Origin of the sequence: Spongiactinospora sp. 9N601 (genome assembly GCF_044326295.1) — a bacterium.
Classification (GTDB): Bacteria; Actinomycetota; Actinomycetes; order Streptosporangiales; family Streptosporangiaceae; genus Spongiactinospora; species Spongiactinospora gelatinilytica.
Genome location: NZ_JBIRBB010000001.1, coordinates 100,030 through 122,078, shown reverse-complemented (window position 1 = coordinate 122,078; position 22,049 = coordinate 100,030). Strand labels below are relative to the sequence as shown.

Here is a 22,049-nt window from a genome sequence, read left to right as displayed (position 1 = left end):
CATGTTCCGGCGATGTGGCATTTCGGTGCGAGTGTGTCAGGTCAGGGCGGGCACCTCCGGCTCGCCCATCGTCTCGGCGTAGACCCGCAGCAGTTCCTGGCTGATCCGCTCGTAGGAGTAACGCGAGCGCACCCGGTCGGCACCGGCGAACCCCAGCGCGGAACGCTTGGTCGGGTCGGTCAGCAGCTCGCGCGCCAGCCTGGCGGTGAGCGCCGGGCGGCGGGGCGGGACCAGCATCCCGGTCACCCCGTCCAGGACGGAGTCCAGGTGGGCGCCCACGGCGGAGGCGATGACCGGCACACCGCAGGCCATGGCCTCCAGGGCGACCACTCCGGCGCTGGCGTCGTCGGGCAGCGTGAGCACCACGTCGGCGCTGCGCATCAGCTTGGCCACCGTCGCGGACGGCACCTGGCCGAGGAAGGTGACCCGGCCGTCCACGCCGGTCTCCTTGGCCAGCAGCCGCAGGTGGTCGGCGTCGGGGTCCTGGGCGAGCGCGTCGGCGGGCGGGCCGCCCGCGAGCACGAGTTCGGCCTCCGGGACGCCTTCCAGGGCGCGGATGGCGGTGGCCGCACCGCCCTCCGGGCCGAGCGGGCCGACGTGCAGCAGCCGGGGCCGCTTGCCGCGCTGGGCGGACGGGCCGTGTCTGCGGAAGCGCTCGACGTCGAGCCCGCAGGGGACCACGGTGATGCTCCTGCGCGGCACGCCGAGGCGGATCAGCTCGGCCTCCTCGTCGCCGCAGCCGGCGATGACGGCGCTGGCGGTACGGCCGATGGCGCGGGCCAGCCGTACCCGGGTGGCGTTGTCGCCGCCTGTGCCGCCGCCCGCCTTGGCGGTCGCCGCCTTGCGGGCGGGGCGGGGCAGCGGGCGCAGCCGGGGCAGCGTCTGGGCGACCGGCACGTTGAGACCGTCGGCCCCGGCGAGCGCGGCCAGCCCACCGGCCCAGGAGTGCGCGTGGATGACATCGGGCCGCTCGGCGTCCCACCGCCGGGTCAGCTCCGCGCCGAGGTCGCCGGCGTAGCGCAGGACGCCCTCCTCGGAGAGTTCCTCGGGCGGGCCCGCGGGCAGGAGTTCAAGGGTCACGCCGTGGGCCAGACGGGCCTTGGGACGGCGCTCGGGCGAGTCGAGCCTGCCGTAGATCGTGACATGGTGGCTGCGGCCGAGCTCGCGGGCCACGGCCAGCAGATGCGCGCGCTGGGCGGCGCGGTCGGAGTCGTCTACGGCACCTGCGGACACTGCGTCGGAAGCGACGATTGCTATGTTCACGGCACACCTCGGGGAGCCGGGCCGATTGAGAACAGCCCTAGGAATCCGTCAGGTGTGCCTGTGTCTTAAGCACCTCAGACGTTCATGACCATACCCGGCACCGGACGATATGCAAACCTCGGATCCGCCGGGTTCGGCGGTATATGTCGGTTATCTACGGACAGTTTTTACGGCCGGATCTCGTCCGCGGGCAGGCTCAGGCCCGGCGCGGTGTCCCAGCCGATGATCTGGATGAGCTGGCGGACGTGCGGGGCCACCGGCGAGAGCACCAGGTTGCGGCCCTCCGCGCCGATCTCCCCGGCCACCTCGACGATCGCGCGCAGCCCGCCGAGGTCGATGAAGGACAACTCGCCGAGGTCGAGCGTGATGTCACCGCCCAAGGACCGGGCCGCCCCGCGCAGCGCGGCCAGGAAGCGGGCGGCGGAGTTGGCGTCGATCTCGCCCTCGACGCGCAGCAGCGGCGGGTGCGGCGTGGAGTGGATGCGAAAGAGCGCACCCTCGTATTCCACGCCCATGCTCGCTCTCCTCTGGCGCTCGGGCAGGCCGCCCGCGCCGTGGATCGTCTCGGTTCCGTAGAAGATCGTCATCTTAGTCCACCCCCCGCTCGGTAGTGTTTTCCGGGGATGAGTCACCTCATCGAGGGCTCGTCAGGCGACCCGCAGCGCCAAGATCACGATCTCGTCGTAGAACCGGCCGCCGGAGAACGCGCTGCGGTCTTCCTCGACGGTCTTGACCAGCGTCGCCGGAGACTGAGCGACGCATCGGCCGAGCACGTCTGCGAGCCGGCTCTCGCCGTACGGCTCGCCGTGCTCATCTCGTGACGCTACCAGCCCGTCGGAGTAGAAGACCAGCGTCTCACCGGGCGTCAGCTCCAGGTCCTCGGCGGCCAGATCGGCGTCGTCGTCGATGCCCAGCGGCACGCCGCCGCCCGCCAGGAAACGGACGCTGCCGTCGGGCCGCAGCAGCGCCGCGGGATGGTGCCCGGCGGAGGCGATGCGGATCTTCCGCCCCGGATCGGCAGCGGGCACGAAGCCGGTCAGCGCCATCACGAACATGCCGCTGCCCTGCATCACCAGCGCCTGGTTCACCTTGCGGATCGCCTCGGCCGGATCGGACTCGAACCCGCCGAGCACCCGCAGGCCGTTCCTGACCAGGGCGCTCACCGACGCCGCCGTCTCGCCCTTGCCGCAGGCCCCGCCCAGCGCGATCCCCCAGCCGTCCCTGACCGGGAACACGTCGTAGAACTCCGCGCCCACGGTCACCGGCCCGGACCCGGAATGGTAGATCGCCGCCGCCTCGAACCCCGGGATGTCCGGCAGGCTCCTGGGCACCACGCTGCTGCGCAGCGCCTCGGCGGCATCGCTCCTGGACTGGAAGGCCCGCTGGGCGCGCAGCGCCAGCCCCAGATGCGTGCCGATCTCCTCCATCAGCCCCAGGTCGGCCAGGGTGAACGGCTCGTGCTCGCCGAGCCGCAGCAGCGTCACCGCGCCCTCGGCGGCCTGATCGGTCTGGATGGGCACGCACATCAGCGACCCCGCCCCGAGCGTGCGCAGCAGCGGCGTGCCGTCCGGGGTGAGGCCCAGCGACTTCTCGTCCTCCACCATCTCCTGGACCACACCGGACCCCTGGGCGAGCACCTGCGCCACGACCGGCGCCGCCGCCGGGTCCAGCCGCTCGGCCACCCGCAGCCGGTCGCCCACCGGCTGCTCGGCCGGGCCCAGCACCGTGACGCGTACCGGTACGCCGTCGCGCACCACGTCGATCAGCACCCAGTCGGCCGACTCGGCGGCCAGCAGCCGCGCCGCCCGCGACAGCGCGACCGGCTCGCGCAGGCTCTCCACGTCCAGCAGCAGGCGGGTCATCCGGGCCAGCAGCTCCTTGCGCCGGGCCGAGGCCATCAGCAGGGCCGCGTCCGACATCTCGACCCGGCCGGCCGGCCGCTCGGGAAGCTGGATCTCCGTCGGCAGCGCGACCGCCACCACCATGTCCTGCGGCTCGCCCGGCAGGGACAGCCGGGTCAGCGCGAGCTGGACCGTGTGCGCCCGGCCCTGGTGGGCCAGCCTGGTCTGGAAGGAGGCCGGCTGACCGCTCTGCTGCACGGCGCTCAGGTGCGAACGGAACGCCGCCCGCCGCGCCACGTCCACCAGCAGCGGGAACGGCCGGCCGATCAGGTAGCCCGCGGGGCTGCCCAGCAGCCGCGCCGTCTCCGCGTTGATCCTGCGGACCACGCCCGCGCTGTCCATGACCACCGTGGGGATCGGCAGGGAGCGGAAGATCTGCCGCATGAGCTTCTGCTCGCGCAGCGTCCCGCCGTCCCGCTCGCCGCCGCGCCGCTGCTTCCTGCGCAGCTCGCCGAGCGCCGTGCCGAGCAGCTCGGCCGCGGTGTCCAGCTCCGCGAGGGCGGCGTCGAGTGTGGTGCCCAGGTCCTTGGGGTAGGTGGACCTGGCTTCGCGCAGGGATGTGACGCGTGCGGCGAGGTCCGCCACCGCGTGCTCAAGCGAGGTAAGGGCACCCAGTTCCGTCAAAGCACATCCTTGCCGCTGAAGGATCCTTCTTCATAGACGCTACGACACTTGGCCGAGCGCTTCGATGCTGGGATTAATGTAGGCACACCGGGAAGGAGGTCGCGCTCGTTGGACGGCTCAGGTTTGATCAGCCCGGCGCTCGCCGGCGAACTGGCGGCGCTGGCCAGGGTGAGCGACGACACATCCAGCGAAAGCGTGCTGCGCGGGCTGACCGAGACCCTGGTACGCGGCATCTCCGGATGCTCGGGCGGGTCCGCGGAGCTGTGGCGGTCCGAGCGCGTCCTGCTGTCGGCCTCGCACAGCGAGCTCATCGTGCTCGCCGAGAGCGAGGACGCCCTGAACGAGAGCCCCGCCAGGGAGGCCAGGTCCACCGGCGCGCCCGTGCTGGTCCCCGACGTGCTCAGCGACCGCAGGTGGGCACGGTACGCGGGAATGGCCACCCGCTGCGGGGTCCGCTCGGTGCTGGTGATCCCGATCACCGTGGAGTCGGCGATGCTCGTCGTCGCCCTGTACTCCGTGCGCCCCGGCGCCTTCCCCGCCAACGCCGTGGCCCCGCTCGCCGGCATGCTCGCCGAACAGGTGACGGTCGCCCTGCGCAACGTCTGGGACTTCGACGAGGTGCGCACCGACGCCGCGCAGATGCACGAGGCGCTGGCCGGGCGGGCGGTGATCGACCAGGCCAAGGGCATCATCATGCAGGCCAGCGGGTGTTCGGCCGAGGCCGCCTTCGACGAGCTGCGCCGGGTCTCCCAGCACCACCAGATCAAGGTGGTGGAGCTGGCCAGGCTGCTGGTGAGCGAGCACCAGCGCAACGAGCGCCCGGCGAGCTGACCCGCGCGCTCAGCCCTCCCGCAGCCCGGCGAGCGCGTCGTCCAGCGAGTCGTACAGCGGCAGGCGACCGGCCAGGCCGGTGACCCACATCACCTTGGACCGGGAGTACTGGACCCCGACGAGCGCGAAGCGCGTCCCGGCCGCCGTGCTCGCCTGCCAGTAGTGGACGATCAGGCCCAGGGCCCGGGAGTCCATGAACGACACGCCGCCCAGGTCGAGGATCATGCCCTCGCGGTGCCGCGCCGCGGTGTCGGCCAGGAACGTGGCGAACTGCTCGCGCGTCGTGGCGTCCAGAGTGCCGTGGATCTCCACCACCGCGATGTCGCCCACCGTGCGGGCGGTGAGTGAGAGGGCCGGGACGCCATCCAGATCGCCCGGCATGTTGCCCGACATGCCCACCCGTGCGTCTCCTCGCCATCCGGTCCATGGCGCATGGCGCCAGCGCCGCTCGCGCGGGCCAAGAGCAACCTTACTGTCACCCCGAAGTGTGGCGTACGCTTGACGAAGCGGGAATGCATCACCCGAGGTCCAGCAGCGGGCCTCGTCTTCGACTTCGCGCGAGGCGAGCGTGTCCGGATGGGCCGGCCCGACGGCCCGCCCATGGGCCCTTCCTCTTCCCAGAGCTCCTTGCCGGCCGCGCGCCCGCTGTCCATATCGAGGAGCGAGCGATGACCGTTCACGCGCGCGACATCACCGAGCTGACCGCTGAGGAACTGCTGGCAGAGGCCGCCGCCCCCCGGATCGATCCGGCGCTTCGGGAACGGCTTCGCGAGCGGATCGTGGAGATGCACAGGCCCCTGGCCATGGAGATCGCCCGTCGCTACCGTTATCGCGGCGAGCCGCTGGAGGATCTGCTCCAGGCCGCCTACGTCGGCCTGATGAAGGCCGTCAACGGCTTCGACCCGGCCCTCGGTCACGCCTTCCGCGGCTACGCCGTGGTGACCATGACCGGCGAGGTCAAGCGCCATTTCAGAGACCGCACCTGGGCCATCCGCGTACCCCGCCTCTACCAGGAACGCCGCTCCGAGCTCAACCGCCTCGTCGCCGACCTGAGCCAGGAACTGGGCAGGTCGCCGACGGTGCCGGAACTGGCCACCCGTATGAACATCTCAGAAGAGGACGTCCTGCTCACCCTGGACGCCTCCGCCGCCTACAGCACCCTCTCCCTGGACGCCCCGCTGGGCACCGACGATGACGCCGCCGCGCTCGGCGACGTGATCCCGGAAGAGGGCGATGAACTGAGCAGCCTCGTGGACCGCGAGGCGGTCAAACCGCTGATCGACGAACTGCCCGCCAGGGAGAAGAAGATCCTGCTGCTGCGGTTCTTCGGCAACATGACCCAGGCGGAGATCGCGGCCGAGTTCGACATCTCACAGATGCACGTTTCGCGCATCCTGCGCAAGGTGCTCGACCGGCTGCGCGGCGAACTGCTCGCCGGGCAGGATCGGCCTTGACCCGCCCCTTGCCGCACTTCCGGCCATGCGACCGAGTAATCTGCCGCAAACAGGGCACCCAACGATCCTGAGGGCGGAGGTGAGAGCACACGGCGGTCAGAAGCAGGATGACGCAGGTAGAGGGCGCAGGCGGCGCCCGCCTCGCAGGTGGGAGGCGATCCCGGGTGAACGAGGATTCACGTCCTCATGAAAGGCCGCTCAACGAGGGTGCGGCCGAGCAGATCGCCTTCGGGCTGCCCGGGCTGCCCGGCGCACGCGATTTCGCCGCCGCCTACGCCCATCGCCAGGGCATGCCCGATGACCGGGTGGGCGAACTCCTCCTCGCCGTCAACGAGGTCGCCACCAACGCCGTCACCCATGGGAACGGCCGGGCCACCATGCGCGTCTGGTGCGCCGGCGACCACCTCGTGGTCGAAGTCCACGACGAGGGCCACTGGCCGCTCGACGGCGCGAGCCCCGGCGCGACCCCGCCCGGACCCTACGCCACCAGCGGGATGGGCCTGTGGGTCGCCCGCAGGCTCAGCTCCGGCATCGACTTCGCGACCGGCGCGTCCGGCACCACCGTGACGATGAGCTTCAAGGTTTAACCGGGTCACTCACGGTTAGCTGCGTCAGCGTGACGAAGCACATGGGTAGCTGGATAGAGCACGCAGCCTGCAGGGACGCCGATCCGGAACTGTTCTTCCCGATCGGCTCCATTCCCTCGCCGGAACAGCTCAAGGCCGCCCGCCGAATCTGCGCGGACTGCCCGGTACACGGGCCGTGCCTGCGCTTCGCGGTGGAGTCCGGCCAGTCGGGCGGGATCTGGGCGGGCACCACAGAGCGTGAACGCCGCGCGATGCGGGAGGAGGTGCTGCATGGCGCGAGGACCTAGGACGCCCGGCGGTTCCCCGCCCCGCATCCTGATCATCGGAGGCGGGTACGTCGGGCTGAACACCGCGATGCGCCTGCAACGCCGGCTGCGCCCGGGGGAGGCCGAGATCACCGTTCTCGACTCCGACTCCTACATGACCTACCAGCCGTTCCTGCCCGAGGCGGCGGCCGGCAGCCTCGAACCGCGCCATGTGGTGGTGCCGCTGCGGCGGGTGCTGTCGCGGTGCAGGATCCTCAACGGCTGGGTCGTGCGCGTCGACAGCGCCAGGCGGTCGGTGGAGTTCCGGCCGGCCGGAGGGGAGTCCTACGAGATCGGCTACGACATCCTCGTCGTCTCGCCCGGCTCGGTCTCCCGCATCCTGCCCATACCGGGCCTGGCCGAGAACGGCATCGGCTTCAAGACCGTCGAAGAGGCCATCCACCTGCGCAACCACGTCCTGGGCCAGCTCGACCTGGCCGCCTCCACCCGCCGGGCGGACGTCCGCCGGCGGGCGCTCACGTTCGTCTTCGTCGGAGCGGGATTCGCCGGCGTGGAAGCGCTGGCCGAACTGGAGGACATGGCCGGATACGCCTGCCGCTACTACCCCGGCATCAGCCGCGCGGACATGCGCTGGGTGCTGGTCGAGGCCACCGGCCGCATCCTGCCGGAGGTCGGCGAGGAGATGGGCCGCTGGACGCTGGAGCAGCTTCGCGCCCGTGGCATCGACGTCCGCCTGGACACCCGCGTGGACACCGCCGAGCACGGCGACATCGTGCTCAGCGACGGCGGCCGGTTCCCGTCCGGCACGCTGGTGTGGACGGCGGGCGTACGGCCGCACCCGCTGATGCGCGCCACCGACCTGCCGGTGGACGACAAGGACCGGCTCAAGGTCACCCCGCGGCTCAACGTGGAGGGCAGGAACGACGTCTTCAGCGCGGGCGACTGCGCGGCCGTACCGGACCTCACCAGGCCGGGGGAGTACTGCGCGCCGAACGCCCAGCACGCCGTTCGGCAGGCGCGGCGGCTGGCCGGCAACATCATCGCCACCCTGCGCGGCACCCCGCTCGCCGACTACCGGCACGCGTACGCCGGATCGGTGGCGAGCCTGGGGCTGCACAAGGGCGTCGCCCAGATCTACGGGCACAAACTGCACGGCCCGCTCGCCTGGTTCGTCCACCGGAGCTACCACCTGTCGCGGGTCCCGACGGTCAACAAGAAGGTCCGGGTGCTGAGCGACTGGACGCTCGCGCTGTTCTTCCGCAGGGAGATCGTCTCCTTCGGCGCGATGTCCCGGCCGCGCGCCGAGTTCGAGTTCGCGGCCCGGTCCACCGTCCACGCCGGCCGCCTCAACGGTGACCTGCCCCCGACCTGACGCCCGATGACGTCCGATGACATCCGAAAGGGCCGCCCTTCCTCGATGGAAGGGCGGCCCTTTCGCGGGTCCTTCGCCTGGGGTCAGCGCCTGGCGCGGCCACGCCAGTTTCCGCCCCAGCTCCGGGCGCCCGCCGTACCCACGCCCGCCTGGTGCAGGGCCAGCAGGAGCAGGCCGAGCAGCATGAACGTGGTCGCGTTGATGCCCGCTCCGAGCTCGACCCCGACGAGGTCGAGCAACAGGCCGAGCCCGAAGACGATGGCGGCGACGACTGCCAACACGGGGTCACCTCTATTTCTGGTCGGTCAGGTGGAGCAGGTGTTCGAGCGTGGCGCGGTAGTCGCGCAGCGCCAGCCGGAGCCGCTCGGTGTCGGATTCGGCGGTGTTCGTCCACTGTTCGTGCAGCCGGTCGGCGCGCGAGTCGAGCGCCTCCCGCATCGCCGCGACCACCTCGCCGAACAGCCCGTCCGCCCGCTCCACGGCCAGCCGGGGGTCGTCCACGAAGGTCGCCTGCACGTCGCGCCAGCGCCGCTGGATCTCCGCGGCGTCCTGCCCGAACAGGTCGGCGGCGGTCAGCCCGGCGGCGGGCTGGCCGTGCTCTCCCGGTTCCGCGGGCTCGGGGATCTCACCGTCCTGCCCGGACGTGTCCGCCGGGCCCATCGCGTGCGCCCCGGGCCGCGGCTCCTCCCCGGGCACCGGCACCCCCGTGTCCTCACCCGCGGTCTCCTCGCGGCCGGGGGCCTCGAATCGGCCCGGTGGGACCTGGGTCTCCGGCTCGACGCCCTGGCGGACCTCGCCCGGGGCGTCCCCGGGCAGACCTCCGGCGTCCGCCTCGGGCCGGTACACCGGCCCCGGGCCCTCTTCCCGCCTGGCCCGCTCGGCGGCCTCCGGCGGGAGGTCGTCACGCTGCCTGGGCACCAGCGGGTCTTCCTTCTCGTCGCCCACGAGCGGGGCGTTCCTGTCGTCGTATCGCCTTTCCACGATCGTTCACCGTCCTCGTGATTCGCGGTTGGCCGTGCGCTCGGCGATGAAGTCGTCCGGCTCGGCGTGCCCCCGGCCTTCGGAATGGCCGCCGGAACGACCGCCCGCCGCGCTCGGCTGCTCCTGCTGGGGCCGTCGCTGCTGGGTCGGTACGCGGGGCCGGTCCGCGGTGCCCTCCGGGTTCCCGGTCGCCTGCCGGCCGTCTTCTGAGAGCAGTTCGTCGAACAACGCCCGGTAGTGCACCATCGCCTGGCGAAGCTCCTCCGTGGACGCCCTCTGCTTGGCGGCCCTGCCGCTGATCTCGTGTGCCTCGCGGTAGTGGTCGAGGGTGCGGCCGTGCGTGACCGAAAGGTCGGAAAGCCGCTGCTCGAACCGCTCGGTCGGGTAGCCCCGATCCCGCATCACGGAGGTGACGAGCTGGTCGGCCGCCGTCACCGCGAATCCGGGGGAGTCGACGAAGCGTTCCTGCACCTCGGCCCACTTCGCGGCATATCCCTGACGGGCCTCCGGAGTGAGTGGACGAATGTCCAGTTCGGCGACGCGTTCTTCGCGGGCGCGCAGCTCCCGCTCGGCGTCGCGCCTGCTCTCGCGCTCGGTGATGGTCCGTTCGTATTCGGGGCCGAAGCGTTCGCGCAGACGGTGCCGGCGCTGGTGCTGCAGTACGACGTAGCCGACTGCGACGATCGCCACCACCACGGCGACGACGACGGCCACCCAGATCAAGGTCTCGGTGGACATGTCCTGCCTCCGGGTCGATTTCTGCCTTCGTCCGGCGCACTGCCCTGGGGTGGAGGGTCGAAACCGGGTCAGGTCACGGGGAGGTCACGGGCGCGTAATCAATCGATCGAGGGGTAGAGGGTTCGCGCGTCGAAGTAGGAGGGAGTCCGCGATGGGCTTTGGAGCCGCGCTGACCTTCATTGCGATAGGGGCGGTGCTCGCCTTTGCCGTCCGCTGGGACGTTCCTGGCATCGATCTTCAGATGATCGGCTGGATCCTCATGGGAGTGGGCGTCGTCGCCGGAGTCATCACCCGTATGTACACCCGCAAGCCAGGTGAAGAAAGCGTCGAGATGGTGGAGCCGGACATCGTCTACACCACGGATCCCGCGCCGGAGAGCGACCCGCACCACGTCCATGTCCACGACCGCAGGCAGGCACCGGTGGAGGAGCCGCGCGGCGAGGACCCGACCCGCCCGCACCACCACCTGTACCGCGACGGACCCGCCTGACCCAACGCACAGTTCAGGCGCCCCGCGTGCCACCGGAAAGGGCCTGTCTCGCGCGGGCCAGGACGCCCGCGATGTGCGAGTCCTCGGGCGAGGCGGGCACCTCGGTGAAACCCGCCTCGGGGTCGTAGGAGACGTCGGAGCCCGCGTCGATGAGGCGCTGCGCCCAGCGCAGCGCCGTGTTCACCTTCTCCGGCGGTACGCTGCCGCCCTGCGCGACGGCCGAGAGGTTGCGCAGGTTGGTGGCGGGGCCGGACTGCACGTGCTCGCGTTTGACCGTCCACGGGATCGCGGCCCGGTGGTCGAGGGTCGGCCTGGCCAGCCCCGCGGCCCGCTTGGCCTGGAGCACGCCCGACTCCGAGACCCCGAAGTGCTCGGCGATCCGGCGCACCGTCCAGCCCTCGGCGACGAGCCGGGCCAACTCCTGCCGGTCGATCTGCGCCCTGCGCCCCGCCACGCTCGCCTCTCGTCCTTGCCCGCGACCCCGCAAAACCGCTCCCAATATAGCGAACCTTCCCGATCTCAAGTTCCCTGCTCAGGGACGGTACGCGGGCGGGCCCGCCGGTGGCCCGCGCCCTGGTGGGCGCGAGCCAGATCGGGTGCTCCGCCGCCCGTGGTAGGGTTTCTAACGCGCGCCAGGGGGAACACCTCCGCACCGCGCGGCGGGACGTGGCCTAGTTTGGTTAGGGCACTTGACTGGGGGTCAAGAGGTCGCCGGTTCGAATCCGGCCGTCCCGACGGTCACCCGGATCGTGAGCAGCGGTCCGGGTTTTTCATTTCCGGGCTCCGCCGGAGTGCGGTCACGGCTTGGCGAAGTACCGCTCGGCCCCCGGGTGCAGCGGCACCGGCGTGGTCTTCTGCGCCTCCGCCCTGACGATGTTCGCCGCCTCGGGGTGCACCTTGGTCAGGTCGGCCCGGTGGTCGAAGAGCAGCGCCGTCAGGCTGGTGGCCAGGGCGTCCGGCATCTCGGTGGAGACGATCAGCAGGTTCGGCACGGCGATGCCCGGCACGTCGGCGGGCGTGTCGTAGACCTCCTTCTTCAGCGGCGCGGCCTGGTAGACCTCCCCGTACTGCGCGCGCAGCCGGGGCAGCAGGTCGTCCAGCGGCACGAAGCGGACCTTGTCCCCCATGCTGACGGTCAGGTCGGTGACGCCGCCGGTGGGCAGCCCGCCGGACCAGAAGAACGCGTCCAGGGTGCCGTCCTTCATGCCCTGCACCGTCTCGGGCAGCGACAGCGACTGGGCCGCGATGCCGGTCCGCGGGTCGATCCCGGCGGCGGTGAGCAGCCGCCGCGCGATGACCTCGGTGCCGGAGTTGGGCGAGCCGATGGAGACCCGCTTGCCGCGCATCGCGGCCACCGAGCCGATCCCGGCGTCGGTCCGGGCGATGACGTGCGTGTGGTTGGCGTAGAGGCGGGCCAGGGCGCGGATGGGCTGCGGGCCGGAGAACCCGTTCTTGCCCTGCACGGCGTCCGCGGCGGCGTCGGCCAGGGTGAAGGCGATGTCGGAGTCGCCGCGCGCGACCCGCTGGATGTTCTCGACCGAGGCCGCGGTCGTCTCCGCGGTGGCCTGGTAGCCCGGCACGAACCTGCCGACCAGGTCGGCGTACCCGCCGCCGAGCTGATAGTAGACGCCGGTGGTGTTACCGGTGGCGATGGACAGCCGGCCGCCCTTGTAGAGGGCGGCGCCGCCCGTGCCACCCGTGCCGCCTGTACTGCCGCAGCCGGTCACGAGGAGGGCGATCACCGCGGCGATCAGCATCGGCGGGCGGAATGAGAGTTTCATCATTGTCCCTTCTGGTCGTGGTGGGCACGCCGGAGCGTGAGGTGGATCAGTACGGCGAGGCCCAGCAGCGCCAGGCCGATGGCCGCGCTCGCCGATTCGAGGTACAGCAGGAAGACCGCCGCGAGCGCGCACAGCACCCGCTCCGGCCACCGGGCCGGGCCGATCAGCCACCCGCCGGTCGCCGCCGCCAGCGCGGCCACGGCGACGGCCGAGAGCGCGAGCGCCACCAGCACGGCGGGCAGCGGGGCCCGCCACAGCAGCGCCTCCCCGGCGGGGGCGAGCACGAAGGCGAACGGCACGAGGAACGCGGGAAGCGTGTACTTCCAGGTCTGCATCATGGTCGAGAAGGCGTTGGCACCGGTCACGGCCGCCGCGGCGACCGCCGCCAGCGCGGTCGGCGGCGTGACCTCCGACAGCACCGCGTAGTAGAAGACGAACATGTTCGTCGCCTCCGGCGACACGCCCAGTGACTGGAGTGCGGGCCCGATGACCACCGCGGCGATGATGAACGACGCGGTCACCGGTACGGCGAGCCCGAGCAGCAGTACGGCCACCGCCGCCAGAACGGCCGTCAGCGCGGGGACGCCGCCCGCCAGGTCCACGATGATGCGCGAGGTCTTCAGCCCCAGCCCGGTCAGCGTGACCACCGCGACGATGATCCCGGCCGCGGCCGTCGTGGCCGCGACCGGCAGCACGCCGACCGTCCCCTCGGTCAGCGCCTGGGCGAGGCGGCGCGGCCCGAGCCTGCGGCGGCGGTCCAGGAACGACAGCACGGCGGCCATGACGGTGGCGTAGACGACGGCGCGGAACGGCGAGACGCCTGCCATCATCAGCACCACGATCGCGATCAGCGAGGAGAAGTGGTAGCCGGACCTGGCCAGCAGCCGCCAGGCGGAGGGCAGGTCCACGGCGACCGAGCGGGTGCCGTACCTGCGGGCGTCGATCTCGACGGCGAGGATGATCCCCAGGTAGTAGAGGATCGTGGGCACGACCGCGTACAGCAGCACCGTCACGTAGGAGACCTGGAGATACTCGGCGATGATGAAGGCCGCCGCGCCCAGCGTGGGCGGGGAGAGCAACGCGCCGATCCCGGCCGCGGCGAGCACCCCGCCGCCCTGCGCGGGCGGGTAGCCGGCCCGCCGCAGGATCGGCCAGGCCACGCTGCCCAGCGACACGGCCGTCGCGGTGCCGGACCCGGAGACCGTGCCCATCAGGAAACCGGCCAGTGTCACGGTACGGCCGGGGGCGGCGGTCGAGCGGCGGAAGGCCGCGAACGAGATCTCCACGAAGAACGCCCCGGCGCCGGAGTGCTCCAGCACCGCGCCGTAGATCGTGAACAGCACGATGTAGGTCGCCGCCACGTCCAGAGGGACGCCGAACAGGCCCTCGGTGCCCATGTAGAGCTGCACAAGGACGCGGTCCAGGCCGTAGCCGGGATGGCCGAGCAGCGAGTCGATCGGCAGGTTGCCGCCGAGCAGGGCGTAGCCGAGGAACATCACGCAGATGACGGGGAGGGCGAGCCCGACCGTGCGGCGGGTGGCCTCCAGCACCAGCAGCACGCACGCGCCGGCCATCACCAGGTCGAGCGTGGCGGGGTCGAAGGTGCGCCGGATGAACTCGTCGAACGACAGCAGCGGATAGGCGCACACCACGGCGGACGCGGCGGCCAGCGCCCAGTCGGCCACGCCCGGGCGGGCGATGCCGGCGTGCGCGGGGCGTACCCGGGGACGGTAGACCAGGAAGGTGAGCGGCAGGACGAGTGCCAGGAAGCTCATCCGGTACGGCAGCACCGGCACCGGGCTGAAGACCACGTACAGCGCGTACACCGACACGCCGAACGCGACCACCGACACCACCCGCGCCGGCCCCCCGCCGAGCCGCCGTGCCACCCGCTCCCCATCCTGCGCCCCCACCGTCGGGGGGACCTCGGGCTGTTCGCTGGGGGGTGCGGGGCCGGAGGGCCCAGCTGGGGCGGGACCGGCCTTTTCGTGCTGGGGAAACGTCACGGCTGCCTCCCGGCTGTCCAGGCCGCGTCGCGGCCGGCCGGCGCGGTCGCACCGGTTGCCGGAAACGTAGGCGTGACCTGGGTCACCTCAGAAGGCGTGGCGGGGTTTCTTGATGGGCGCTTAACGAAGACGCCAGGGCGCGCGCCCGGTCCCCGGGGGAGGGCCGCAGAAGTCCAGTGTTAAGCGGCCATCAAATCCGCGCCACGCCCTGGGTGGCGGCGCTTCCCGCGGCTTACCATGCCCCTATGCAAGGGAGCGCCCCACCGGGGCGGACGCGCGTGCTGGTCGTCGAAGACGATCGCGGGGTGGCCGAGGCTCTCGTCTCCGGGCTGCGCCGCCTCGGTTTGCAGGTGGTCCCCGCGCACAGCGCGGCCGAGGCGCTGGCCGCGCCCCCGGCCGACCTGGTGCTGCTGGACCTCAACCTCCCCGACGCCAAAGGCGTGGACCTGTGCCGCAGGTTGCGCGCGAAGGCGGCCGACATGGGCATCATCGCGGTGACCTGCCTCGGGGAGACCCACCACCGGATCGCGGGCCTGCACGCGGGCGCCGACGACTACGTGGTCAAGCCGTTCTCCCTCGCGGAGCTGTGCGCCCGCATGGAGGCGGTGATGCGCCGGGTGCGCCCCCGGCCGGAGGCGCCGATCGTGCTCGGCGGCCTGCGGATCGATCCGGCCATCCGCACTGTGACCAGGGACGACCGGCCGATCGGGCTGGCGCCCAAGGAGTTCGACCTGCTGCTGTGCCTGGCCCGCGCGGCCGGTGCCGTGGTACCGCGCAAGCGGCTGTTCCTGGAGGGATGGGACGCGATCGGGCAGGGGACCGGCCGCACCCTGGACGTCCACATCGCGACGCTGCGCGCCAAGCTCGGCGAGCCCCCGCTGATCGAGACGGTGCGCAGCATCGGATACCGGCTGCCCTGCCCCGGCGACTGAAGGCGACCGTGCCGGTGGCGCAGGCCCGCATCCCCCGGTGGCGTACGGCGGTCGTGCTCGCCGTACTGACCGCGATCGTCACCGCGTGCGCGAACACCGGCCTGCCCGCCGCGCCACGGGGCCCGGTCCGCATCGCGTCCGGCAGCGCCGGGGGCGTCTACGCCCTGTACGGCGGTGCGCTGGCGCACCTGGTCAGGCAGCGCTTCCCGGAGACGGCGGCCGAGCCGATCGCCACCGTCGGCAGCGTCGAGAACATCGAGCTCATCACCGCGGGCAAGGCCGAGGCCGGATTCGTGCTCGCCGACATCGCCGCCGACGCCCTCACCGGCCGGGGCGCGTTCCCCGGCGGGCGCCCCCTCGTCGCCCTGGCCCGGCTGTACGACAACTACGTGCAGCTCGTCGTACGCGCCAACGGCCCGATACGCACCCTGGCCGACCTCGCCGGGCGGCGGGTGTCGATCGGCGCCAAGGGCTCGGGCACCGCGGTCGTCAGCGAGCGCGTCCTGCGGCTCGCCGGGCTGTACGACGACGTCGTGCTCGACCACCAGGAGATCAGCCCCTCCGCGCGCGCCCTGGAGCTGGGCGAGCTGGACGCCTTCTTCTGGAGCGGCGGCCTGCCCAGCGAGGGCATCACCGGCCTGCGCGCCTCGACCGCCGTGCGGCTCATCGACCTCGGCCGGGTCGCGGGCAGGCTCACCCGGCAGTACGGCGAGCTGTACACCGAGACGACCGTGCCCGCCTCGGTGTACGGCCTGGCGGACGAGGTGGGCACCGTGAGCGTGCCCAACTACCTCGTCGTTCACCGCGACCTGCCCGAACCCGTCGCCTACTGGCTCACCAGGACCCTGTTCGAGGAACAGCCCCGGCTCGCCGAGGTGCACGACGAGGCGCGCCGCCTGGACCCGGGCGCGGCGATCATGACCTATCCGCTGGACCTGCATCCGGGGGCGGCCCGGTGGTATCGGCAGCAGCATCGCTGAGCGGCAGCCGGAGCAGCGCCTGCAATCCGCGTGGCCGCAGCGGCGTCAGCTCCAGCGACCCTCCGCTGCGCTGCGCGAGCGTGCGGGCGCCGGCCAGGCCGAGGCCGGTGCCGGGCGTGTTCTGGTGCCGGGGGCTGCGCCAGAAGCGGCCCCCGGCCTGCGTGAACTCCTCTTCGGTCAGCCCGTCGCCGCGGTCGCGCACGGCGATCGTGACCCAGCCCGCGCCGGGCTCGCCGTTCTCGGTGCCGACCGACACCTCCACGGGGGCGCCGCCGCCGAACTTCAGCGCGTTGTCCAGCAGCACGTCGAGGGCGTGGCCCGGCAGGTCGGGCAGGCACAGCGCGGTGACCCGATCGGGGGCGTCCACGGTGAGCGGGGTCGCCGCGCTCCGGTAGGCGGCCCGCCAGGCTTCGGCGCGCCGCCGTACCTCGGCGGAGACGTCGACCGGCTCCGGCCCGGCGTCGAGGGCCTCGGCCCTGGCCAGGCGCAGCAGGCCGTCCACGGTCACTCCGAGCCGGTCGGTCTCCTCCAGCGCGCGGCTGAGGTCCTCGCGGCCGTGCTCGTCGGCGGCGAACGCCTTGGCGTTCTCCAGCCGCAGCCGCAGTGCCGTCAGCGGGTTGCGCAACTGGTGGGAGGCGTTGGCGACGAACTCCCGCTGCGCCCGCGCCGCGGCGGCCAGGGCGTCGGCCATGGCGTTGAAGCTGGCCGCGAGCCTGCGCAACTCGGGCGGGCCGGCGCGGTCGGAGACGTGCGCGGCCAGCGAGCCGGAGCCGACGGCGTGCGCGGCCTCGTCGAGGTCGTGGACCGGGCGCAGCACCCACCGGACCAGCGGCACGGCCACCGCGAGGGCCACGATGACGAGCGCGAGCAGCCCGCCCGCGGCGAGGTAGCCCAGCCGTACGGCCAGCTCGCCGCGCGCCGCGCCGGTGGGGGAGACGGTCACCGCCGCGCCGAGCACGCGGTTGTCCCTGACCACCGGCTCCACCACGACGTAGGGCCGGCCGTCCCACGGCCACAGTACGTGCGGGCGCTGCGGCGGCCGGCCCGCGAGCCCCCTTTGCAGCGGGCGGGCCACCTCGGGGTCGTCGACCGCGACCGCCGGGCGCGAGGCGGCGAAGACCTTGCGGTCGGCGTCCACGACGAACGCCGGGCTGTCGTAGAGCTCGTCGTAGCGGCGCAGGTCGGCCTCAAGCCGCCGGACCCGGCCGGTGGACAGGGCCGACTCGGCGGCGTCGGCGAACCGGCCGGTGTCATCGGCCCGGCTGATGAACACCGCCTGCGAGGTCTGCTCGGCCCCGGTGATGGCGAGCGGCAGCCCGAGCGCGGCCACCAGCCCGGAGACCAGCGCGATGACGATCACCAGCAGCCGCCTGCGCACGACGCCTCACCTCGCGCCAAGCGTACGAGCCCCCAGCCCCCCGCGCACCCCCGCCGCCGCCCGCGTATCGCGGTGGGTTCCGTTGTGCATCCTCGTTGGCCGAGCGTGCGTTGCGGTCGGGTAGCCGTGCGGCCCGGTCAGGCTGCGGCGGGCGGGCCCTTGCGGACGCGGACGTCCTCGGAGACGCTGCGGAGTACCAGGCTGCGCTCGCTGCGCGGTGCGTCGCGCACATCTGAGCGCGGTGTGCCGTGCCGTGAGGTCGCCTTGACCCGGTAGGAGCCGTCGACCTCGGGGACCGTCGTGACGACCCTGCCGTGGGTGGACAGCGCGCGGACCTCGGCCGGTGGCGCGGCGAAGGACAGGTCGATGTCGCCGCTGCCGGTGCGGGCGCGTACGACGCCCGAGCGGGCCTTGACCATGGTCAGGTCGCCGTCGGCGCTGTTCATCCGCACCGTGCCCGTGGCGCTCTCGACGTGGATGTTCCCCGAGTGGGTGGTGATGTTGAGCTCGCCCGTCAGGCCGGTGACGCGTACGTCGTCGTCGCTGACGTCCACGTTCAGCTTGGGCGTGCCGGGGACGCGCACCACGTAACGCGCGCCGCAGTCGCCGAAGACCATGTTGCAGTCGGCGGCGAGAGTGAGCGTGCCGCCGCGCAGCGACCAGGTGGCCATGCCCTCCCCGGCGGCCTTGCCGCGCACCCACCGCTCGACCCGCAGGGACGACCCCGTGCCCGGGACCACATTGACCCGGACGCCCGATTTGATGGTCAGTGCCTGAGTCCGGCTGTCGAACGGGAAGTCGCGCACGTCGTGCCGCTCCTTGGCGTCCAGTTCGACCCCGCAGGACGCCAGGGCGGCCACCGCGGTGAGCGCGCCCGCCAGTACCAGAATCCTCATACCGCTGAGCATCCCGCGCGCAGCGGCCGGGCGGTATCGTCCAGCGGGCCGATCGTCCGGTCGATGGCATCGGCCGATCGGTTGATCCTCGCGAATCGCCGGTGTGGAGACCGTTATGTGTCGCCGGGCCGGTTCATCCCGGCCCGTTCGTCAGCGCGTCATCCCTGTTCCGCGAGGCGGAAGGAAGGACTGCCCTGGGCGTCCACGTCGGCGTCGAGGGACTTGGTGTCCAGGGCGTCGGCCGCAACCGGGTCCAGGAACACGCGAGCGCCTTCGACCTCGATGACCTGGTCCTGGGTGGCCGGGCCTTCAGAGATCGACAGGACCAGCGAACCCGCCTGGTCGGCCTGGGAGGCGATGCGGATCCCCGTGTCCTGCGAACCGCTCGACTGCGCGGTCAGGTCGCGGATCACCTGGACGGCGTTGTCGGTCAGCGTGAGCACTATGACTCCTCGTCAACTTGATTGAGGTACCCGACCCGCCCTGCCCGCTTCGGCCGGGCTCAATCGTTGCGGCCTCGGGAAATCTCGGTTTTTACGCTCGCCGGTCCCGCGAGGGGGCTTCAGGCGTGCTTGCTCAGCCAGCGGGCGCGGTGCCGGGAGGCCGTACGCCGGGCGTGCCGCAGCGCGTCCGCGGGCACCGGATCGTCCCGCCAGGAGTCCAGTACGGCGCGCATCTCGCTGACGAACTCCGTGCCGACCGCGGTGAGCCGCCCCGAGCCGAGCAGGACCTCCGACACCTCCGCCGCCGCGTCCCGCCACCGGGCATAACCGGCGTGCGCGTCGAAGGCCGCGCCGGGATCGCGCTCCAGTTCCCGCTGCCGCCGCCAGAAGCGGGCGATGCCGAGGTGGGCGTACGCCCCCTGGAGGAGGCCACCGGCCGGGCGCGGGTCGGGCCGCCAGGGGGCGTAGAAGCCGTCCGCCGCGGGGCCCCGCTCGATCAGGTCGAACATGTCCATCAGCGCGGCCAGCTTGACGTGCTGCACCTCGTGCGCCAGTGCCTCGGCGACCTGCACCGGCCCGGGCGGCGCGGACATGGCCAGGCAGCCGCAGGCGGCCCGCGAGGTCGCGCTGCGGTAGCCGGACGGCGGGGCGGCCAGCGGGACCAGCACGGTGAACGCCTCCGCGCACTCGGCCGCCGCCCAGCCGTGGTGGCGGGACAGGAGCAGCCAGCCCGCCTGGAGGCGTTCGTGCCAGGTGCGCAACTCGGCGAGGGGGAGCCGGGGGAGGCGTTCCAGGGCGCCGGGGAAGCGATGCGGGTCGAGGTCGTCGGCGAGCAGGTTCATCCGGTGCCCGGGGGCGCCCAGCGGCAGGCGGCGCAGGCCCTGCCAGTGGGGGGAGTCCTGGTAGGGGTCGGGCGGCAGCGCGACGTGGTGGCGGCCCGCGGACAGCCGGGCCGGTTCGCCGCCGGGGCCGTTCGCCCGGAAGGTCACGGGTCCGGGCGGGAGCCCGGCCCTGCCGAGTCCGGGGATTGTCAGGCCCTCGGGGCCCGCCGTCAGCTCCAGTTCGGCCGGGACGTGGCCGAGCGCCGCCGCGCCGGCGGTGATGGCCGCCAGGTGTCCGGGGCGCGCGTCCGGGCGGCCGTGGATCATCTCGTGCAGCGTCGTCAGGGCCCACGAACCCACGGCGGGGTTGCGCAGGACCGTCTCGGCGGCAATGGGGGCGGCCCGCCGTACGGTGTGCAGCGCGGACAACGCCGAAGCGGCCCGCCGTGCCTCCGGGTGACCGCGCTCGGCGGCCTGGTCCACCACCGCGGTGAGCAGCAGCAGATGCTTGCTGAGCCGCACGGGGGCCAGCTCCCGCAGGGCGGCGGCCCCGTCCTCCCCGCGCGCCATGGCCACCAGCGTCCGCCGCGCCAGCCGGTGCCCCTGCGCCACGCTCACGCGCCGGGGGCGCGGAGGGCCGCGATGTCGCCGGACACGCGGGTGCGGATGTGCCCGATGAGCCGGTAGAGATCGCGGCAGTACACCGACGGGTTGGCGAAGCCCGTGCCCTCCCGGTAGCGGTGCGCGTAGTGGCCGCCCCCGCAAACCCGGCCCACCGGGCAGGCCCGGCAGCCCGGGGCGAGGGCCGCCGCGCCGATCTGCCTGGCGGCGATCCCGGGCACCAGCAGCGCCGTGTCGAACGGGTCGCGGGCCACGTGCAGCCCGGTGCGCGCGGCGCCGTCGTGGACGGACTTGAGCGCGTCGGTCTGCTCGATCGTGCCATCGGTCTCCACGACGGCGACCCCCACGGGCGTGAGCCCCAGCCCTTCGGTACCGGCGTGCCCGCCGAGCAGCAGGTGGATGATCTCGTCGAAGAGCCGGATGGAGGTGGGGCGCGGCGCGGCGCCGTACCACTCCTCGAAGATCGCGGTGAGCCAGTCCGCGTACGGTGTGCCGCGCCCGTCGTCTCCGGGAGGGGGAGCGGACCAGTTGGCGTGCGGCAGCAGGAAGTCCACCACGGGCGGGGCGTGGCGCAGCAGCTCCCGGTAGACGGTGAGCGGGTCGGCGCGCACGTCGATCGTGCACAGCAGCCCGCTGAACAGCGGGCGGTACGCCGTGCCGCCCAGCCGCCGCAGGGCCGCCGCAACCGGTGCGTGGCTGCCCCGGCCCGCGGCGGTGCGCCGGCGCCCGTCGTGGACCGGCGCGGGGCCGTCCAGGCTGACGCCGACGCCGACCCCGAGGTCCTTGAACAGCCGCAGGTACGTCTCGTCCAGGCGTACGCCGTTGGTCTGGACGGTCACCGACGCGCGTACGGGCGCGCGGACGGCGGCCCGGATCTCCCGCACCAGCGTGGCCATGTGCCCGGGCGGGCACAGCAGCGGCTCGCCGCCGTGCAGCACCACCTGGACGCGCCGCAGTCCGTGACCGGTGGCGTGCTCGGCGATCCGCGCCGCTGCCTGCGCCGCCACCGCGGCGGACATCATCCTGGGCCGGTCGCGCCAGGAGCGGTCCGGCCCGGAGTAGACGTAGCAGTAGTCGCAGGCCAGGTCGCACCGGCTGTGGATCTTCAGCACGAACGTGCGGAAGGGCCGTGGCCGCCAGCCTCCGGCCAGCAGCGCCGCCACGTCGCCCGAATCAGGCCATGGCCGCGCCGCATCGATCGTGCGCCCGCCCTCGCCCCCGGGCCGGTCGGCCGGTCGGAAAAGGTCCGGCGGGGCGGGTGGCATGATCCGCACCTCACATGAGGAGGAATATGGAATGTCTAGGATCATACAGGGATGTGGTCGCCTGGGAAGCGGCTCGTTAATATAAGAACATTGATCGGAGTTATCCGGTGATATGGGATATAACACCGTATTGCCCGAGTTAATCGGAGGAAGCAGCGGCTGTGACTGACGCGGCGGAAAACGGCGACGAACTTCGGTCCGACCTGATCGACATCGGTGGCATCGATCCGGCGGCCCTCGACTCCCTGCCGCGGGACGGCGCGCTCGCCATCGCGCTGCGCCGCCTCTACCGGGACGCCCAGGAGCCGCCCGAGCTGTACTGCTCCGGCTTCGAGTCCGGCATGGACGGCTCGGATGAAACGCATGACTGATGCCCGTTCCGGGTAACTCCGCGCCGCGCCGCGCTTGGCGAACAACCG

At 72.7% G+C, this 22,049-nt stretch carries 24 protein-coding genes and 1 tRNA gene; 10 read left to right on the top strand and 15 right to left on the bottom strand.

Annotated features, from left to right (window positions below):
* Nucleotides 1-36: 36 nt before the first annotated feature.
* From ACH34R_RS00490 to ACH34R_RS00480, 3 genes are all read right to left on the bottom strand, one after another.
* Nucleotides 37-1,263 (bottom strand): glycosyltransferase, encoded by a 1,227-nt coding sequence (locus ACH34R_RS00490; RefSeq protein ID WP_397559290.1) that lies wholly within the window; start codon nucleotides 1,261-1,263, stop codon nucleotides 37-39.
* A gap of 167 nt (nucleotides 1,264-1,430) precedes the next feature.
* On the bottom strand, nucleotides 1,431-1,850 hold the full coding sequence (locus ACH34R_RS00485; RefSeq protein WP_397559289.1) for an STAS domain-containing protein: 420 nt from the start codon (nucleotides 1,848-1,850) through the stop codon (nucleotides 1,431-1,433).
* 60 nt (nucleotides 1,851-1,910) lie between these two features.
* Complete coding sequence (locus tag ACH34R_RS00480; protein WP_397559288.1) at nucleotides 1,911-3,788, bottom strand: SpoIIE family protein phosphatase; 1,878 nt, start codon at nucleotides 3,786-3,788, stop codon at nucleotides 1,911-1,913.
* 108 nt (nucleotides 3,789-3,896) lie between these two features.
* Between ACH34R_RS00480 and ACH34R_RS00475 the strand changes: the two genes are divergently transcribed.
* Entirely contained in the window at nucleotides 3,897-4,619 is a 723-nt protein-coding gene (locus ACH34R_RS00475; RefSeq protein ID WP_397559287.1) for an ANTAR domain-containing response regulator, read from the top strand.
* Nucleotides 4,620-4,628: 9 nt separating this feature from the next.
* Here ACH34R_RS00475 and ACH34R_RS00470 read toward each other — a convergent pair whose 3' ends face one another.
* Nucleotides 4,629-5,012 carry an STAS domain-containing protein gene (locus ACH34R_RS00470; RefSeq protein ID WP_397559286.1) on the bottom strand — a complete coding sequence of 128 codons (384 nt, stop codon included), beginning with the start codon at nucleotides 5,010-5,012 and terminating at the stop codon, nucleotides 4,629-4,631.
* A 275-nt stretch (nucleotides 5,013-5,287) separates the two neighbouring features.
* On the opposite strand from ACH34R_RS00470, the gene ACH34R_RS00465 reads away from it, so the two are divergent.
* The 4 genes from ACH34R_RS00465 (at nucleotide 5,288) to ACH34R_RS00450 (ending at nucleotide 8,298) form a co-directional block, all read left to right on the top strand.
* Nucleotides 5,288-6,073: a SigB/SigF/SigG family RNA polymerase sigma factor gene (locus tag ACH34R_RS00465; protein ID WP_111169271.1), complete on the top strand. Its 786-nt coding sequence runs from the start codon at nucleotides 5,288-5,290 to the stop codon at nucleotides 6,071-6,073.
* 164 nt (nucleotides 6,074-6,237) lie between these two features.
* Nucleotides 6,238-6,660 (top strand): ATP-binding protein, encoded by a 423-nt coding sequence (locus ACH34R_RS00460; protein ID WP_397559285.1) that lies wholly within the window; start codon nucleotides 6,238-6,240, stop codon nucleotides 6,658-6,660.
* Between the two features lie 41 nt (nucleotides 6,661-6,701).
* Entirely contained in the window at nucleotides 6,702-6,947 is a 246-nt protein-coding gene (locus tag ACH34R_RS00455; RefSeq protein ID WP_397559284.1) for a WhiB family transcriptional regulator, read from the top strand.
* The gene (locus ACH34R_RS00450) at nucleotides 6,931-8,298 is read left to right on the top strand and encodes an NAD(P)/FAD-dependent oxidoreductase (RefSeq protein WP_397559283.1); all 1,368 of its coding nucleotides are present in this window, start codon (nucleotides 6,931-6,933) and stop codon (nucleotides 8,296-8,298) included. Before ACH34R_RS00455 ends, ACH34R_RS00450 begins: the two co-directional genes overlap by 17 nt.
* 83 nt (nucleotides 8,299-8,381) lie before the next feature.
* On the opposite strand, the gene ACH34R_RS00445 is transcribed toward ACH34R_RS00450, so the two are convergent.
* The 3 genes from ACH34R_RS00445 to ACH34R_RS00435 are packed head-to-tail and all read right to left on the bottom strand — an operon-like array spanning nucleotide 8,382 to nucleotide 10,017.
* A complete protein-coding gene (locus ACH34R_RS00445; RefSeq protein ID WP_397559281.1) occupies nucleotides 8,382-8,579 on the bottom strand; it encodes a hypothetical protein in 198 nt (65 codons plus the stop codon).
* Between the two features lie 10 nt (nucleotides 8,580-8,589).
* Nucleotides 8,590-9,279 (bottom strand): hypothetical protein, encoded by a 690-nt coding sequence (locus ACH34R_RS00440; protein ID WP_397559280.1) that lies wholly within the window; start codon nucleotides 9,277-9,279, stop codon nucleotides 8,590-8,592.
* A 6-nt stretch (nucleotides 9,280-9,285) separates the two neighbouring features.
* Nucleotides 9,286-10,017: a hypothetical protein gene (locus tag ACH34R_RS00435; RefSeq protein WP_397559279.1), complete on the bottom strand. Its 732-nt coding sequence runs from the start codon at nucleotides 10,015-10,017 to the stop codon at nucleotides 9,286-9,288.
* 151 nt (nucleotides 10,018-10,168) lie between these two features.
* On the opposite strand from ACH34R_RS00435, the gene ACH34R_RS00430 reads away from it, so the two are divergent.
* The gene (locus ACH34R_RS00430; RefSeq protein ID WP_397559278.1) at nucleotides 10,169-10,507 is read left to right on the top strand and encodes a DUF6458 family protein; all 339 of its coding nucleotides are present in this window, start codon (nucleotides 10,169-10,171) and stop codon (nucleotides 10,505-10,507) included.
* Between the two features lie 13 nt (nucleotides 10,508-10,520).
* Here the strand turns inward: ACH34R_RS00430 and ACH34R_RS00425 are convergent, their stop codons facing one another.
* A complete protein-coding gene (locus ACH34R_RS00425; RefSeq protein WP_397559276.1) occupies nucleotides 10,521-10,961 on the bottom strand; it encodes a helix-turn-helix domain-containing protein in 441 nt (146 codons plus the stop codon).
* 206 nt (nucleotides 10,962-11,167) lie between these two features.
* Here ACH34R_RS00425 and ACH34R_RS00420 point away from each other — a divergent pair.
* Nucleotides 11,168-11,242: transfer RNA gene (locus ACH34R_RS00420), tRNA-Pro, on the top strand.
* Between the two features lie 62 nt (nucleotides 11,243-11,304).
* On the opposite strand, the gene ACH34R_RS00415 is transcribed toward ACH34R_RS00420, so the two are convergent.
* Nucleotides 11,305-12,291, bottom strand: a complete 987-nt coding sequence (locus tag ACH34R_RS00415) for a TAXI family TRAP transporter solute-binding subunit (protein ID WP_397559275.1) — start codon at nucleotides 12,289-12,291, stop codon at nucleotides 11,305-11,307.
* Complete coding sequence (locus ACH34R_RS00410) at nucleotides 12,288-14,177, bottom strand: TRAP transporter permease (RefSeq protein WP_397559274.1); 1,890 nt, start codon at nucleotides 14,175-14,177, stop codon at nucleotides 12,288-12,290. Before ACH34R_RS00410 ends, ACH34R_RS00415 begins: the two co-directional genes overlap by 4 nt.
* A 362-nt stretch (nucleotides 14,178-14,539) precedes the next feature.
* Here ACH34R_RS00410 and ACH34R_RS00405 point away from each other — a divergent pair, with 362 nt between their 5' ends.
* Together ACH34R_RS00405 and ACH34R_RS00400 are read left to right on the top strand one after the other, a co-directional pair.
* Entirely contained in the window at nucleotides 14,540-15,226 is a 687-nt protein-coding gene (locus ACH34R_RS00405; protein WP_397559273.1) for a response regulator transcription factor, read from the top strand.
* Between the two features lie 8 nt (nucleotides 15,227-15,234).
* Nucleotides 15,235-16,206 (top strand): TAXI family TRAP transporter solute-binding subunit, encoded by a 972-nt coding sequence (locus tag ACH34R_RS00400; protein WP_397559272.1) that lies wholly within the window; start codon nucleotides 15,235-15,237, stop codon nucleotides 16,204-16,206.
* On the opposite strand, the gene ACH34R_RS00395 is transcribed toward ACH34R_RS00400, so the two are convergent.
* From ACH34R_RS00395 to ACH34R_RS00375, 5 genes are all read right to left on the bottom strand, one after another.
* A complete protein-coding gene (locus tag ACH34R_RS00395) occupies nucleotides 16,142-17,584 on the bottom strand; it encodes an ATP-binding protein (RefSeq protein ID WP_397559271.1) in 1,443 nt (480 codons plus the stop codon). The genes ACH34R_RS00400 and ACH34R_RS00395 overlap by 65 nt on opposite strands.
* 137 nt (nucleotides 17,585-17,721) lie before the next feature.
* The gene (locus tag ACH34R_RS00390; protein ID WP_397559270.1) at nucleotides 17,722-18,480 is read right to left on the bottom strand and encodes a DUF4097 family beta strand repeat-containing protein; all 759 of its coding nucleotides are present in this window, start codon (nucleotides 18,478-18,480) and stop codon (nucleotides 17,722-17,724) included.
* Nucleotides 18,481-18,638: 158 nt separating this feature from the next.
* Nucleotides 18,639-18,923 carry a Fe-S cluster assembly protein HesB gene (locus ACH34R_RS00385; protein ID WP_111172100.1) on the bottom strand — a complete coding sequence of 95 codons (285 nt, stop codon included), beginning with the start codon at nucleotides 18,921-18,923 and terminating at the stop codon, nucleotides 18,639-18,641.
* Nucleotides 18,924-19,042: 119 nt separating this feature from the next.
* Nucleotides 19,043-20,362, bottom strand: a complete 1,320-nt coding sequence (locus tag ACH34R_RS00380) for an HEXXH motif domain-containing protein (protein WP_397559269.1) — start codon at nucleotides 20,360-20,362, stop codon at nucleotides 19,043-19,045.
* On the bottom strand, nucleotides 20,359-21,630 hold the full coding sequence (locus tag ACH34R_RS00375) for an FxsB family cyclophane-forming radical SAM/SPASM peptide maturase (RefSeq protein ID WP_397559268.1): 1,272 nt from the start codon (nucleotides 21,628-21,630) through the stop codon (nucleotides 20,359-20,361). Before ACH34R_RS00375 ends, ACH34R_RS00380 begins: the two co-directional genes overlap by 4 nt.
* Before the next feature lie 161 nt (nucleotides 21,631-21,791).
* Here ACH34R_RS00375 and ACH34R_RS00370 point away from each other — a divergent pair, with 161 nt between their 5' ends.
* Nucleotides 21,792-22,001 carry a hypothetical protein gene (locus ACH34R_RS00370; protein WP_111168541.1) on the top strand — a complete coding sequence of 70 codons (210 nt, stop codon included), beginning with the start codon at nucleotides 21,792-21,794 and terminating at the stop codon, nucleotides 21,999-22,001.
* Nucleotides 22,002-22,049: the final 48 nt, after the last annotated feature.